Origin of the sequence: Sphingomonas sp. DC1600-2 (genome assembly GCF_049897605.1) — a bacterium.
Lineage (GTDB): Bacteria > Pseudomonadota > Alphaproteobacteria > Sphingomonadales > Sphingomonadaceae > Sphingomonas.
In genome coordinates this window covers 451,341-466,685 of the sequence record NZ_JAFCWO010000003.1, presented here as the reverse complement: position 1 = coordinate 466,685, position 15,345 = coordinate 451,341, and the positions used below count along the sequence as shown (strand labels likewise).

7 protein-coding genes and 1 pseudogene are annotated in these 15,345 nt (G+C 64.6%); 6 read left to right on the top strand and 2 right to left on the bottom strand.

Going from position 1 to position 15,345, the window contains the following annotated elements; genetic code table 11:
• Positions 1–43 precede the first annotated feature (43 nt).
• The 3 genes from ACP7BL_RS08940 to ACP7BL_RS08930 all read left to right on the top strand — a co-directional run bounded on the left by ACP7BL_RS08940 (position 44) and on the right by ACP7BL_RS08930 (position 5,265).
• Positions 44–940, top strand: a complete 897-nt coding sequence (locus tag ACP7BL_RS08940) for a thymidylate synthase (protein ID WP_033963181.1) — start codon at positions 44–46, stop codon at positions 938–940.
• A gap of 366 nt (positions 941–1,306) precedes the next feature.
• Positions 1,307–3,595 carry a TonB-dependent receptor gene (locus tag ACP7BL_RS08935; RefSeq protein ID WP_426258130.1) on the top strand — a complete coding sequence of 763 codons (2,289 nt, stop codon included), beginning with the start codon at positions 1,307–1,309 and terminating at the stop codon, positions 3,593–3,595.
• A gap of 65 nt (positions 3,596–3,660) precedes the next feature.
• The gene (locus tag ACP7BL_RS08930) at positions 3,661–5,265 is read left to right on the top strand and encodes an AMP-binding protein (RefSeq protein WP_033963183.1); all 1,605 of its coding nucleotides are present in this window, start codon (positions 3,661–3,663) and stop codon (positions 5,263–5,265) included.
• Positions 5,266–5,318: 53 nt separating this feature from the next.
• On the opposite strand, the gene ACP7BL_RS08925 is transcribed toward ACP7BL_RS08930, so the two are convergent.
• Complete coding sequence (locus tag ACP7BL_RS08925; protein WP_426258129.1) at positions 5,319–6,959, bottom strand: carboxylesterase/lipase family protein; 1,641 nt, start codon at positions 6,957–6,959, stop codon at positions 5,319–5,321.
• The gene (locus tag ACP7BL_RS08920) at positions 6,956–8,272 is read right to left on the bottom strand and encodes a spinster family MFS transporter (RefSeq protein WP_426258128.1); all 1,317 of its coding nucleotides are present in this window, start codon (positions 8,270–8,272) and stop codon (positions 6,956–6,958) included. Before ACP7BL_RS08920 ends, ACP7BL_RS08925 begins: the two co-directional genes overlap by 4 nt.
• Positions 8,273–8,421: 149 nt before the next feature.
• Here ACP7BL_RS08920 and ACP7BL_RS08915 point away from each other — a divergent pair, with 149 nt between their 5' ends.
• The 3 genes and pseudogenes from ACP7BL_RS08915 (at position 8,422) to ACP7BL_RS08905 (ending at position 15,319) form a co-directional block, all read left to right on the top strand.
• On the top strand, positions 8,422–9,117 hold the full coding sequence (locus tag ACP7BL_RS08915) for a TetR/AcrR family transcriptional regulator (RefSeq protein ID WP_260591606.1): 696 nt from the start codon (positions 8,422–8,424) through the stop codon (positions 9,115–9,117).
• A 499-nt stretch (positions 9,118–9,616) separates the two neighbouring features.
• Positions 9,617–10,423, top strand: a pseudogene (locus ACP7BL_RS08910) (IPT/TIG domain-containing protein); the annotation flags it as partial.
• Entirely contained in the window at positions 10,424–15,319 is a 4,896-nt protein-coding gene (locus ACP7BL_RS08905) for a beta strand repeat-containing protein (RefSeq protein ID WP_426258241.1), read from the top strand.
• Positions 15,320–15,345 lie beyond the last annotated feature (26 nt).

Here is a 15,345-nt window from a genome sequence, read left to right as displayed (position 1 = left end):
CGAACGACACGATGAACCAACTTGCGGGTATGAAGGCGTGAACATGCGGCACCCCGAACACCAATATCTCGACTTGCTTCAGCAGATTCTCGACCATGGCGACCAGCGCGTCGACCGGACCGGGGTCGGGACGCGCTCGCTGTTCGGCGCGATGATCCGGTTCGATCTTTCCGACGGAAGCGTGCCGATCCTCACCACCAAACGCGTCTACTGGAAGACGGCGGTGAAGGAGATGCTGTGGTTCCTGACCGGGGATACCAGCCTGCAGTCGTTGCTGCGCGAGAATGTGAAGATATGGACCGATTGGCCGCTCGCGCAGTACCGGCGCTCCACCGGACACGACATTTCTCAGACCGAGTTTGAGCAGCGTGTACTGAACGACGATGCCTTTGCCGCGCAATGGGGAGACCTGGGCCCGATTTACGGGAAGCAATGGCGCCGTTGGCAAGGCGCGGACGGGCGCGTGCATGATCAGATCGCCAGCCTTGTCGAGACGCTGAAGCACAATCCGGCCAGCCGCAGGATGCTGTTTCATGCCTGGAACGTGGCGGAGCTCGATCAGATGGCGTTGCCGCCGTGCCACATGGTCTATCAATTCCACGTAACCTCCGACGGGCGGCTGAACTGCGGCCTTTACCAAAGGTCGTGCGACCTGTTGCTGGGGGCCGCCTTCAATTTCACGGGTGCCGCCGCGCTGCAGCTGATGCTTGCCCAACAGGCCGATCTCCGCCCGGGAGAGCTCGTCTGGATGGGCGGTGACGTCCATCTGTATCTGAACCATCTGGATCAGGCGCGCGAACAGATATCCCGCGATCCGCGCCCGTTCCCGACCATGCGCCTCCTCCGCAAACCCGCTGATATCGACAGCTATCGGATCGAGGATTTTCAGGTCGAAGGGTATATGCCGCACGGTCCGATCAAGGCCGACGTCGCGGTGTGATGGAGCGCGCTTAGTTCGAGTATCTGCCGCTTTTCGGGCGCTCCGAAATCGAGTGCCATCGCGACGAACCCCGACGGTCGCGACCGCCCTCCCTACAAAAAGCAGAGCCGGCACAGGGGAATGCCCCCGGGTTATCCTCTGACGCGGTCGCAGTGTCCGGCACGGCGCTCGCTGCGGCCGCTCACCCTCCACCCGCCCCATGCCGGATGCAGCCGTGCATCAAGCCGGAAGGGCTGCCCGGCGATCTCCGACTGGACCGAATCTTTAATTCACTCTGTAGAGAATGAGTGTTGATTCGGATCGAAAACTGGGGCATCCAGACCCCATCGCGCCGGAGAGCGTGTGTGGGTGAGGATGGGGAGGTTTATGAAGAGCTTTGCATTGTTGCTAAGCGCATCGGCGTTAGCATTCACATCGGGAAGTGCGGCGATCGCCCAGACCGCCACCACGCAGACGGGCGACGTCCAGCCAGCGGCGGCGACCGACAGCAGCCAGGACATCGTCGTCACCGCGCTCCGTCGCAACGACAAGCTATCGCAGACTCCAATCGCGGCTTCGGTCCTGAGCGGCAGCGACCTCGCCAACAAGGGCGTCGTCAACATCGACGCACTGCAGTTCGCAGTGCCGAGCGTGGTCGTCAACAATTTCGGGCAGGGCCTCGAATTCAATGTGCGCGGCATCGGCAAGGCCGAGCACAATTCGCAAACCACCACCGGCGTCATCACCTATCGCGACGGCGTGCCCACCTTCCCTGGCTATTTCCAGGAAGAGCCGTATTTCGACATCGCCAATATCCAGATCCTGCGCGGGCCGCAGGGGACGTCGGTTGGCCAAAACGCAACGGGCGGCGCGGTCTTCGCCAACACCAACGATCCGATCATCGGCGGCGGTACGCACGGTTATTTCGCCGCGAGCTACGGCAACTATAACGACCTGAGCGGACAGGGGGCGGTCAACCTGCCGATCAGCGACACCTTTGCCGCGCGCGTCGCCTTTTCGGGCGAACGGCGCGACGGGTTCTATCACATCACCGGGCCGGGCGGGGCACCCTATACCGGCAATAACGGCAGCGTACGCTCGATCGCAGGGCGGATAAGCTTCCTGTGGAAACCGACCGATCGACTGTCGATCCTGTCCAAGACCGATCTCGACTATCTCGACATGGGGGCCTATCCGGCCGACCCCTTCACCAATCGCTTCAAGACGCTGACGCTGGCCGGCGGCACCGTCGCCAATCCCAACTACCGCGACCTGTTCGACATCACCGCCAACATGCCGCAGGAAGCACGCGACAAGTTCGTCCGCACCGTGCTCAAGATCGACTATGAATTCGTCGGCGGCATCAAATTCCGCTCGATCACCGGCTTCCAGAACGGCAACACGCTATACCGCGCAGATCTCGACGGCACCAATGCGGCCGCCAACGTCGCCGCCACGCCAACCGCGCCGGCACGGAAGAATTACATCTTCTTCGACACCACCACCGAAACGCAGTTCAGCCAGGAATTCAACCTCATCTCACCCGATAACCAGCGCCTGACCTGGCTGATCGGTGCCTTCGGGCTGTGGAACACCTATTTCTGGCTGCCGCCCTACCAGTTCGTGATCGACGCTCCGGCGGCGGGGCAGCCGCTCGGCACGACCGCCGCGCAATACACGCTGCAGGGGCGTAACCCTGAGCGCTCGCTCGCGGTGTTCGGGCAAGTCGGCTTCAAGATCACCCCACGGCTGACGCTGGATCTCGGCGGACGCTACACCGCCAGCCAGTCGACCAATCATGTCGACATCAACCAGAACGGGCTACGGCTCCGCGACGACCAGCACATCACATCGGACAATTTCTCGTACAAGGCGTCGCTCGGCTGGGTGATCGACCGCAACAACTATCTCTACGGCTTCGTCGCGACCGGCTTCCGCCCGGGCGGAATCAACGTGCCGGTCGGCTCGGGCCTCGCCACCCCGCCCTTCCAACCCGAAAAGGTGCGCTCGTACGAAGCCGGCTGGAAGGCTAATTTCGCAGGCGGCCGCATCCACACGACGATCGACGGATTCTACAACGATTACCAGAATTTCCAGGTGATCGTCGGCTATCCGACGCTACCGGTGTTCGGTTTCGAGATCAACGTGCCGGGCACGACCAAGATCTACGGGTTCGAGGCCGAGGCCGATCTGAAGGCGAGCAACTTTACCTTCGACGCCGGGATCAACGTCCTGCACAGCGAGCTGGCGCAGTTTTATGCGCTCGACACGCGCACCGGCGGGTCGTTTGCGCCGTGTTCGCCAACCACCGGACCCGCCACTGCAACCTGCCTTAACCTCAAGGGGCGCGAGCAGACCTATGCGCCCAACCTCACCTTCAATCTCGGTGCGTCGTACGAGCATCGTTTCGCCAACGGCGACACGCTCACTCCGCGCGTCAATTTCGGGCATATCGCGGCGCAATGGGCGACGCTGTTCGAGAACGCCGCGCAGGGCGACCGGCTCGACGCGCGCAACATTCTCGGCGCGCAGGTGGCATGGCAGCACAAGACCTGGACGGTAACGGCTTACGGCACCAATTTGACCGATCAACACTATGTTGCAGCGCTCAACAGCGGGCTCGATTTCGCCGGACCGCCGCGTCAGTATGGCGTCAAGGTGCTGAAAACCTTCTGACGCAACGGCGGCCACCGCCCGCGCGGGCGGTGGCCGTTGCCCATCCCGCCAACCACGAAGGCATCATGCAAAGCTACGGCCTGACAGTCGACAAATTCCTGGATCATGCCGCAAAGTGGTTTGGCACGCGCGAAGTGGTGGAAGCCGATGCAGGGCGCGTGTCGCGCCGGACCGGCTACGCCGATCTGCGCGCGCGCAGCAACCGCATGTCGGGCGCGCTGGCCTCGCTCGGCTTGCGGTTCGGCGACCGCATCGCCACGCTCGCGTGGAACACCCAGGCACATTTTGAGGTCTATTACGCAGCGATGGGCGCGGGGCTGGTGTGCCATACGCTCAATCCGCGGCTGACCGTACAGCACCTTGCCACGATGATCGAGGAAGCCGAGGACCGGGTCCTTGTCGTTGCAGCGGATCTGCTGCCGCTGTCACGAGCATTGCTGCAGTTGTGCCCGGCGATCGAACACGTCGTGGCAATCGACGCTGCGCTGCTGCCGGGCGAGACGCTCGGCGACCATCGGGCACAGCTGTGGGACTATGAACGTCTCCTCGACCAACATGGTGCCGCGAGCGCATGGGGGGACTTTGACGAGAACGTTGCGGCCGGGCTGTGCTATACTTCCGGCACGACCGGGCGGCCGAAGGGCGTCCTCTACACGCATCGCTCCAACTACCTCCACACGCTGCGCACCCTCCAGGCAGATTCGATCGCGCTAACCGCGCAGGATGTGCTGCTGCTCGGCGTGCCGATGTTTCATGCCAATGGCTGGGGGCTACCGTTTGCCGCGCCTGCGGCGGGCACCAAGCTGGTCTTGCCCGGACGAGCGATCGACGGAGCGAGCCTGGCGACCCTGATGCGCGACGAGGGCGTGACAATCGCGGTCGGGGTGCAGACCGTCTGGCTCGGGCTTGTCGACCATCTCGAACGCACCGGTGGCGAGTTACCCGATCTCAAGCGCATTCTGATCGGCGGCTCGAATTGTCCCGATGCGCTGATCAATCGCATCGAGCAGCGGCTCGGGGTCTATGTCCAGACGAGTTGGGGAATGACCGAACTGTCGCCGACCGGGACGATCGCGCCGCCCTATCCCACCGGGCAAGGCCGCGGTGCATCGGGGCGACCGCCGCTTGGGGTCGATCTCAAATTGACCGATGCCGATGGTGCGGCCCTTCCTTCGCAGCGCGAGGCGATGGGACATCTCAAGGTCCGCGGCGCAAGCGTTCTCGACCGCTATTTTCGAGCCGAGAGCGACGCGTTGGACGAAGAGGGATTTTTCGATACCGGCGACCTGGCGATGATCGACGCCGACGGCAACCTCACCATCTGCGGGCGTGCCAAGGATCTGATCAAGTCGGGCGGCGAATGGATCAACCCGACCGAGATTGAGGCGATTGTCGGCGGACATCCGGCCGTGCGTCACGTTGCAGTGATCGCGCGACCTGACGCCAGATGGGGCGAGCGTCCGCTGCTGGTTGTCGAAACTGCCGACGCGAGCGGAACCCCCGACAGCCTGATCGGAATGTTGCGCGGCAAGGTCGCCGATTTCTGGATCCCCGACCAGGTCGCCGAGGTCGAGGCGATGCCGCTCGCCGCAACGGGCAAGATCGACAAGCTCCGGCTAAGCGCGGACTTTGCTGCGGGGCAGATCAGCACGACTCACGTCGGGCGGTAATTGCCCCCTTTCACCCGCCCTCCGGCGCATCTCCCATTTGGCGCTGCTCACCGTCAGGGGCACCCCGCCCCTGCGGCCGGCAGCTTCGGTGCGGCCAGCCCGACATTCCAGTTCCAGCCAATCGTGCCCGTCGCTTTGCGGCGGCACATCACGGTCTCGTTGAACGCGTACATGCCCGGCATCGGTTTCGCCTCGGCGCGCGGCACGTCGGCGACGTGGAGATAGGCTTGGCCGGTGCCAAAGGGTTGCCATATCGGCCCGTTCGCGGCCACGGGTCGGCCGTCACGCGTGAAGCTTGTCCAGTAATCGAGCAATGCGTCGGACACGGCGCGCTCTGCCGGTGTCTCCGGCACGCGCGGCCAGCGTGGCGGGGTGCGGTCGAAGGTGCCGAATACGAACGGCAATTCGCTCGCATGAAAGGCGTGGAGCCCGGCTTGATCTGCAGCGGGATAGCCGTGATCGAACAGATAGAGATAAGCCGGCTGGCCGAGCGCAGTCTGCATCCGCGCGAGCCGCTCGGCAGTCCAGCCATAGAGCGCATCGCGAGTCGTCGCCAGGATACTCTCCTTATAGGTGGCGGCCGGGTACAAGGTGAGGAACGTGTCGGCGAGATCGCCATAGCGCTCCCGGATGCCCTTCTCATAGTCGGCGGCGGTCGCAGGGGCTTTGGGCGCGAGCACCGTCAGCGAGCGGATCTCGCCCTGGTTGAAGCCAGCGAGCACGGGAACGGGTGCCTGCTTCCCTGCGGCGAACGTTGAGACCATCTGCTCGGGCAGCACCAGTCCGTCGACGGTTCCCCAGGGGCCGTATCCCATTGCAGCGGCGCTGTTGGTCAGCGTCTGCGCGTCCATTCCGCGTAATGCCGCAAGATCGGGTGCCTGCAGCGCGGCAGCAAGCAGCTCCCCTGCCCCTTCGGCCGAAGGCGCACCGTAAACCGCCTTCTTGAGCTGCGGCATCGAGATCATATAGCCGCTTTCGACGATCGCTCGCGCGAACAACCCCCGCGCGAGGGGCGATTCGAGCAGGTACATCGCACTCAGCCCACCTGCGGATTCGCCCGCGATCGTAACCTTGGCGGGATCGCCACCGAACGCAGCGATATTGGCACGCACCCATTTGAGCGCTGCGATCTGGTCAAGCAGTCCGTAATTGCCCGAGACGTGAGCGACCGATTCGTGGCTGAGCGCGGGATGCGCCAGCCAGCCGAGCACGCCGAGACGATAGTTGATCGACACCACGATCACCCCGCGCTCGGCCATCCGCTTGCCATCATAGAGCGGCTCGCGCCCTGACCCGGCCACCAATGCGCCGCCATGGATCCAGAAAAACACGGGCGCATCGCTGGCGTTAGCGGGGGCCCAAATATTAAGCGTCAGACAATCTTCACTGACGGGCATTGGGTCGCCGCTGTAGATGGACGCAGTCTTCGCCTGTGGCTGGACACAGGCTGGGCCGAAAGCACCGGCAGCGCGCACGCCGCTCCACCGCGGCAGCGGCACAGGGGGGTGCCAGCGCAGCGCCTGCACCGGCGGAGCGGCATAGGGGATGCCCTTGAACACCTGAACCCCGCCCTCCACGACGCCCTGCAGCTTCCCGGCAGGCGCGGTGACGATCGGGGTGGAAGGGGCTTGCGCCGCAGACGCGGTGGCACCGGCCACGCCGAGCAGCGCGAGCGAATGGATCAGCAGCTTCATGCTATGTCCTTTCTGGGTAGGCTGCCACGCACACGCAACACGCGGGCGAGCCACAGGAACAGGGCGATTGCGACGAGATAGGCGGGCGCGAGGGTGTAGAGCGCCGCCTGCAATCCATGCGCGGAGCCGTGTGCGGTAAACCAGTCGCTCGCCGCGCCGACATAGGTAGGACCGAGCCCCAGCCCGATGAAATTCATCACCAGCAACAACAGTGCTCCGGACAGCACGCGTTGGTCGGGGCGCACCTCTTCCTGCACCAGTGCGACCGCAGCCGAGAGGTAGAAATAGTTGAGCAGCATCACCACAGTCAGCAGCACCAACCCCACTGGCCAGCCCGGTGTCCAGAGGAACGCGACATAGAAGGGCAATGCGATCGCCAGCGAAACAGCCGGCCCGATCGCATAGACTTGGCGCGAGCGTGGCAGCAGGCGATCGATCACGCGCCCGGAGGCCAGCATGCCGCCGCCCATGCCGATCGCCACTGCGATGGCGTACCACAGCGCGACCTCCCCCAGTGTCATGCCCTTTTCGCGGATCAGGAACAGCACCGCGAAGTTGCCAAGACCATAAGTGACAAACTGCGTTGCCCCGCTCCCGATGGAGACAAGCAGCAGCACCGGGTTGGCGAAGAACGCACCGACCGTTCCCCAGAACGGCACCGTGACATGCCCCCCGGGCAGCGCATCGTCGAGCGCCCCCCGCGTCGGCTCGCGGATCAGCAACCGCACAGCGATCGCGGTGACAATGCCGATCGCGCCGATCGCGATAAACGCATCGCGCCAATCAAACGCTGCAGCGACCGACGCACCGAATGCGATGCCGATCGCCGCGCCGATCGGTGGACCGAGGTTATAGATGCTGAGCGCCGTCGCGCGCCGTCCCTTTGGAAAGGTGTCGGTAATTATCGCATAAGACGGCGGCACTCCGCCGGCCTCGCCGAATCCCACTGTCATGCGCGCCAACACCAGCTGCGGGAAGGTCACCGCCAATCCACAGGCAATCGTAGCACCGCTCCAGATTGCGCAGGCCAGTGACACCACGGTGACGCGGTTGGTGCGGTCCGCGAACCAACCGACGGGGATCGCAATGAAGCAATAGAAAAGAGCGAAATACAAACCGCCGAGCAATCCAAGCTGGCCGTCGGTGATCTGCAGCGAATCCTGGATCGGCTTGGCAAGGATTCCGATCAACTGCCGATCGAGGAAGTTCAGGACATAGACAAAGGTCAGCACGAACAGGACCAATCCGCGCCTGAACGCCCCGCCCGGCCAACCGATCGCCCGCGTCGCGGCATCCGAGGCCGGAACTTCCATAAACCCTCTCCGTCGACGTGTTTTCGTCGTTGTCGCGATGATGCGGATGAGCGGCTCTCCTGTCAATAAGTCACTCTCTCGTGTGTGAATGATCAACAAGCGGCGATCGCTGCTTGACGCTCGCGTCGGGAGTCGGGAAGGACATTGTCGTGACCCAGGATATACCCGTACAGCGTCGCCCGCGCCGGGCCGAGCAACGCGCCGAAACGATGGAGTTGATCCTCGATACGGCCGAAGAGCTATTCTCCAAACACGGCCTGCACGGCGTGACACTGAAGGAGGTCGCCAAGCGAGTCGGCGTCCATCACACGCTGCTCAATTATTATTTCGCCGACAAGAAGGCGTTGTTCGACGCAGTATTCGCGCGCCGTGCGGTGGTAACCAGCGAGCGCCGGATGAAGGCGCTTGACGATTACGAGTCCGCCGCCGCGGGCAAGCCGACCGTCGAGGGCGCGCTGCGCGCATTTCTGGATACCGATCTCGACCTCTATATCGATGGCGGCGAGGGCTGGCGTAACTATGCGAAACTCGGCGCGCAGGTCGCCAACACGCCGGAATGGGGGGCCGAGCTGATGGACACGCATTTCGACCCGGTCGTTCTGCGGCTGATCGGACTGCTCAAGCAAGCGCTCCCCGAGTGCGAGGAAAGCAAGATTTTCTGGGGTTATCATTTCGTCACCGGCGCGCTGATGCTGACGCTCGCGCGCACCGGGCGGATCGACAAGCTATCGGGTGGCATCAGCCGGTCGGACGACTTTGTGTCGGTAAAGGAGTATATGGCGACCTTTATGGCTGGTGGCTTTCTCGCGATCTGCACACCGCAGCCGGCCGCCATCACCACTTAGAAATCTACACTCCGGCGACGGATCAAAGCCCGCCTGGAGCGTCGTCGGTCCGGCTCGGCGCAGTGGGAAAGGTCGGCAATGTCCGATCTTTCAACGCCCGCTTGTGGTCACCTGTTCGAGCGACGCTGCCATTCTCGATGAACACCCTCTCACCGCGCTTTTGTGCCGAAGCGCGAAAGAGGGCGTGGGCCGTATCAAAGCGCGCAATCATTACGCCGCATGTGAAATAATATACAGATTTCGCCTGACGATCTGGGCGAACCCGCACGCGTGATTTCATTTGGCATCTTGAACAGGGAGCGATCATCGCCCTCGGCGTATATCGCGATCCTACCTTAATGCAGAACGTCGGTTATCGATCAGGGGCATCACCATCTAAAAACACGATCGATCTCCAGGACACGCAAGCATCTGTCCTGAAGCAATTTCTTTATTATTACATATTACAAAAATCAGCTAAGATCTTCTCAAAGTAAGCGATTCGCGGGCGGGGGAAATAATGGGGCAGTTTCGGACTGAGCGGGGGCGATTTCGTGCCTTCGCCGGATGCATGCGATCTGCACTTGGTACCTTTGCTCATCGCAATCGCATGCGCGAACTCGGCCGACGACGCGCCGCAGGGCATCCAAGCCGCCCTTTAATCGCGCTTTTTGCTTTTATGTTCGCCTTGATGCCCGCTTTTGCGGCGGCGGCTACATCGAAGGGCTGCGCCGACATCAACACCGGCCAGTATAATCGCACCTTTTCGATTCCATCCGCCAGCAATGGTTCACAGATACAAGATCAGGATATTACTTTTGGAGCGTATGCATCAACGTTAAGCGATTTCTATTTTAATAGTGGAGATGTAATTCAATTTACATTGACGTCTCGCGTCGGGACAGGATATTTTTCCGCATTTGAATACGACGATACTGGATCCATTGTTCGTAGCGTCCTCAATCAAACAGGAAATTCTGCGACTTTCACGATCGGATCCAACAATTTATTCAGATATTATAATTACGCGCTTTCCAATTTTACATATACCGCAGGGGGAAGCGCCAACAACGACGCGACTGCCGCGCACTCCAACTCTTCGGCATTTTTAACCCTAACCTGTACCCCAGCGAGCGCGGGACCGACCGTAACGGCCGTTAGCCCGACCAGCGGCCCCGCTGCCGGCGGCACGGCGGTCACCATCACCGGCACCGGCTTTACCGGGGCTACCGCCGTCAAGTTCGGTGCGACCTCTGCAACCGGCATCACCGTTGTCAGCGCGACCAGCATCACCGCAACCGCTCCGGCTGGCAGCGGCACCGTCGACGTGACCGTGACTACCCCTGGCGGCACCAGCGCCACCTCGGCGAGTGACCGGTTCACCTATGTCGCGGCCCCCACCGTCACCGCCATCTCGCCCAGCTCGGGCCCGGCGAGCGGCGGTACCTCGGTCACCATCACCGGCACCGGCTTTACCGGGGCTACCGCCGTCAAGTTCGGTGCGACCTCTGCAACCGGTGTCACCGTTGTCAGCGCGACCAGCATCACTGCAACCGCTCCGGCTGGCAGCGGCACCGTCGACGTGACCGTAACCACCCCTGGCGGCACCAGCGCGACCTCGGCCGCCGACCAGTTCAGCTATGTCGCGGCCCCCGCCATCACCGCGATCTCGCCCAGCTCGGGCCCGGCGAGCGGTGGCACCTCGGTCACCATCACCGGCACCGGCTTTACCGGCGCGACCGCAGTGACCTTCGGCGCGACCGCCGCCGCCAGCTTCACCGTCAACAGCGCGACCAGTATCACCGCGACCGCCCCTGCAGGCACCGGCACCGTCGACGTGCGCGTCACCACTACCGGCGGCACCAGCGCGACCTCGGCCGCCGACCAGTTCAGCTATATCGGGGCCCCCACCGTCACCGCGATCTCGCCCAGCTCGGGTCCGGCGAGCGGCGGCACCTCGGTCACCATCACCGGCACCGGCTTTACCGGGGCTACCGCCGTCAAGTTCGGTGCGACCTCTGCAACCGGCATCACCGTTGTCAGCGCGACCAGCATCACTGCAACCGCTCCGGCTGGCAGCGGCACCGTCGACGTGACCGTGACCACCCCTGGCGGCACCAGCGCCACCTCGGCCAGCGACCAGTTCAGCTATGTCGCGGCCCCCGCCATCACCGCGATCTCGCCCAGCTCGGGCCCGGCGAGCGGCGGTACCTCGGTCACCATTACCGGCACCGGCTTTACCGGCGCGACCGCAGTGACCTTCGGCGCGACCGCCGCTGCCAGCTTCACCGTCAACAGCGCGACCAGCATCACCGCGACCGCCCCTGCAGGCACCGGCACCGTCGACGTGCGCGTCACCACTACCGGCGGCACCAGCGCGACCTCGGCCGCCGACCAGTTCAGCTATATCGCGGCCCCCGCCATCACCGCGATCTCGCCCAGCTCGGGTCCGGCGAGCGGTGGTACCTCGGTCACCATCACCGGCACCGGCTTCACCGGCGCGACCGCCGTCAAGTTCGGTGCGACCTCTGCAACCGGCATCACCGTTGTCAGCGCGACCAGCATCACCGCAACCGCTCCGGCTGGCAGCGGCACCGTCGACGTGACCGTGACAACCCCTGGCGGCACTAGCGCGACCTCGGCCAGCGACCAGTTCAGCTATGTCGCGGCCCCCGCCATCACCGCCATCTCGCCCAGCTCGGGTCCGGCGAGCGGCGGCACCTCGGTCACCATCACCGGCACCGGCTTTACCGGCGCGACCGCAGTGACCTTCGGCGCGACCGCAGCCGCCAGCTTCACCGTCAACAGCGCGACCAGCATCACCGCGACCGCCCCTGCAGGCACCGGCACCGTCGACGTGCGCGTCACCACTACCGGCGGCACCAGCGCGACCTCGGCCGCCGACCAGTTCAGCTATATCGGGGCCCCCACCGTCACCGCGAAGAGCGCCAGCGTTGGCTATAACACCGCCACCCCGATCGACCTCACCGCCTCGGTCAGCGGAGTGCATAGCAGCCTCACCGTCAGCACGGCCCCTGCGCATGGCACCACCAGCGTGGCTGGCGATGTCATCACCTACACCCCGACCAGCGGCTATTATGGCAGCGACAGCTTCGGCTATACCGCCACCGGGCCCGGCGGCACCTCGGCCGCTGCCACCGTCACGCTCACCGTCGCGACGCCTGCTGCGCCCAGCGTTGCCGCGAAGAGCGCCAGCGTCGCTTATGACACCGCCACCCCGATCGACCTCACCGCCTCGGTCAGCGGTGTGCATAGCAGCCTCACCGTCAGCACGGCCCCTGCGCATGGCACCACCAGCGTGGCTGGCGATATCATCACCTACACCCCGACCAGCGGCTATTATGGCAGCGACAGCTTCGCCTATACCGCCACCGGGCCTGGCGGAACCTCGGCCGCTGCCACCGTCACGCTCACCGTCGCCACGCCTGCCGCGCCCACTGTTGCCGCCAAGAGCGCGAGCGTTGCGTACAACACCGCAACCCCGATCGATCTCACCGCCTCGGTCAGCGGCGTGCATAGCAGCCTCACCGTCAGCTCAGCCCCTGCGCACGGCACCACCAGCGTGGCTGGCGATGTCATCACCTATACCCCGACCAGCGGCTATTATGGCAGCGATAGCTTCGCCTATACCGCCACGGGGCCCGGCGGCACCTCCGCCGCCGCCACCGTCACGCTCACCGTCGCCACGCCTGCTGCGCCGAGCGTGGCCGCGAAGAGCGCCAGCGTTGGCTATAACACCGCAACCCCGATCGATCTCACCGCCTCGGTCAGCGGCGTGCATAGCAGCCTCACCGTCAGCACCGCCCCTGCGCATGGCACCACCAGCGTGGCTGGCGATGTCGTCACCTACACCCCGACCACCGGCTATTATGGCAGCGATAGCTTCGCCTATACCGCCACGGGGCCCGGCGGCACCTCGGCCGCTGCCACCGTCACGCTCACCGTCGCAACGCCTGCGCTCGCGATCACGCAAACCAGCTTGCCGGCGGGCCAGCAGGACGTCGCGTATAGCGTATCGCTGACGGCGTCTGGCGGAACGGCACCCTATACCTTTGCGGTGACGGGCGGCGCGCTGCCATCTGGCCTTGCCCTCGCAACGAACGGAACACTCGCCGGAACGCCCACCGCAAACGGATCGTTCAGCGTCACGATCACCGCTTCGGACAGCTCCACCGGCGACGGGCCGAGCCGGGTCAGCCAGACCTTCAGCTTGCAGATCGCGTTGCCCGCGCCGCCCGTCGTCCGCGACACCTCCGTCGCCGTTACGCAGACCGTCACCAACAATCAGCCAGCCACGATCGATCTCAGCACTTTGATCACGGGCACCGTCACCGACGTGACGGTCGCTACGCCCCCGCAGCACGGCACCGTGGTGATCCAGCGGACCGGTACAAGCTTCACCGGCGTGTCGATCGCCAACCCCCTGCAACCAGGCGCGGTGGGGCTCGAGCGGAGCGCTGCCGTTGCCACCCCGACCCTGCCCCTGGGCGCGACCGTCGCAGCCCCCCGCTTTGTCGCGGTCTACACCCCGACCCCCGGTTACCAGGGACCTGATCGCTTCACGTTCACCGCGGTCGGGCCCGGCGGCAGCTCGACGTTCGCGACGGTGGACATCACGGTGAAGGGGACCGCACCGGTCGCCGCGAATCTGGTAACGACGACCGACCAGAATCAGCCGGTCACGGTCGATATTTCGAGCGGTGCTGTCGGCGGGCCGTTCACGCAAGCCGCCATCGTCAGTGTGTCGCCAGCCGACTCCGCGACGGCGACCCTCATCGCCGACGGCACGGCCTCCGCGCGGACCTATCGCTTGCAGATCCAGCCCAGCCCCCGCTTCAGCGGAACGACGGTCGTGACCTATACGATCGGCAACACGTTCGGGATGTCGGCGGCGGCCACCGTCACCGTCACCGTGAAGGGTCGCCCCGACCCCTCGGCCGACCCGGTCGTGCGCGGGTTGATCGATGCGCAAGACACCGCGACCCGCGATTTCGCCCGGGCGCAAATCGAGAACTTCGGTCGCCGCAACGAACAGCTCCATGGCGGCGGTGGCAGCACCGGCAACAACCCGATCGGGATCACACTCGGCAGCAGTGATGGCGGCACCTTCCGGCGCCCCGGCCGGTTCGACGGGATCGCCCCCGAAACCGCGCTCAAGATGGAACATGCCAATGAAGTGATGGGAGCCGAAGGCCTGCGCGTTTCCTCAACCGGGACTCTGCAGCCGGGTGCCTCGCCAACGGGCGTGACGGGCGCGATGGGATTACGGACCCCAACCGGTTCCCGCAGTGGCATGGCGACCGGCTCTGCGACGTCCGCCAGCACCGCAGCCGCTGTCGGAGCGGTGGCCGACGAGAGTGGCGACACCGGACCGCGCAAGATCGGGTCGATCGCGATCTGGAGCGGCGGCGCGATCAGTGTCGGGACGCGCGACGCGACGACGCGCCGCACCAAGCTGTCGATCTCGAGCTCGGGCTTGAGCGCGGGTGCCGACCTGAAACTGTCGGACGATCTCACGGTCGGCGCGGGCGGCGGCGGCGGCGAAGAGCGCACGCGGGTCGGCACCGCCGATGCCGGCCATCTGACCGCCGACACCTGGGTCGGGGCCGCTTATGGCAGCTTCAGGCCCACGCCTGGTGCCTTTATCGACGGGGTTTTGGGATATGGCGATCTCTCGTTCAACACACGGCGCGCGGCGCTTGGCGGGTCGCTGGCCGTCGGTCACCGCAACGGGTCGATGCTGTTCGGATCGTTGAGCGCGGGAATCGACCAAAGCACCGGGCGGCTCAGCTATTCGCTCTACGGACGCGCCGAGTATCTCAACGCCAAGCTCAGGGCCTATGCCGAGACCGGAGCCGGGGTCTACAGCCTGACCTTCGATCCTCGCACGCTCGAATCGTTGACCAGCGTTGCCGGCGGCCGGGCGACCCTGCACCTTGGTGCCTTTGCGCCCCGTGCCCGGTTCGAATGGCGTCACGAGTTCAATCAAGCCAGTCCGCAGTTGCTGGACTATGCCGATCTCGGGGGCCCATCGCAGTACAGCATCACCAATAACGACTGGCTGCGGGACGAGGTCCAGTTCGAAATCGGGCTGGGAATCAACCCCGGCGACGGCTGGACCACCGGAATCGACTTGGGTGGAAGGGGCGGCCCCGGCTCGCGATCGATGACGGTGCGCGTATCGGCGACAAAGAAGTTCTAAGCCGCGATCGGCACCGATCCGACGCG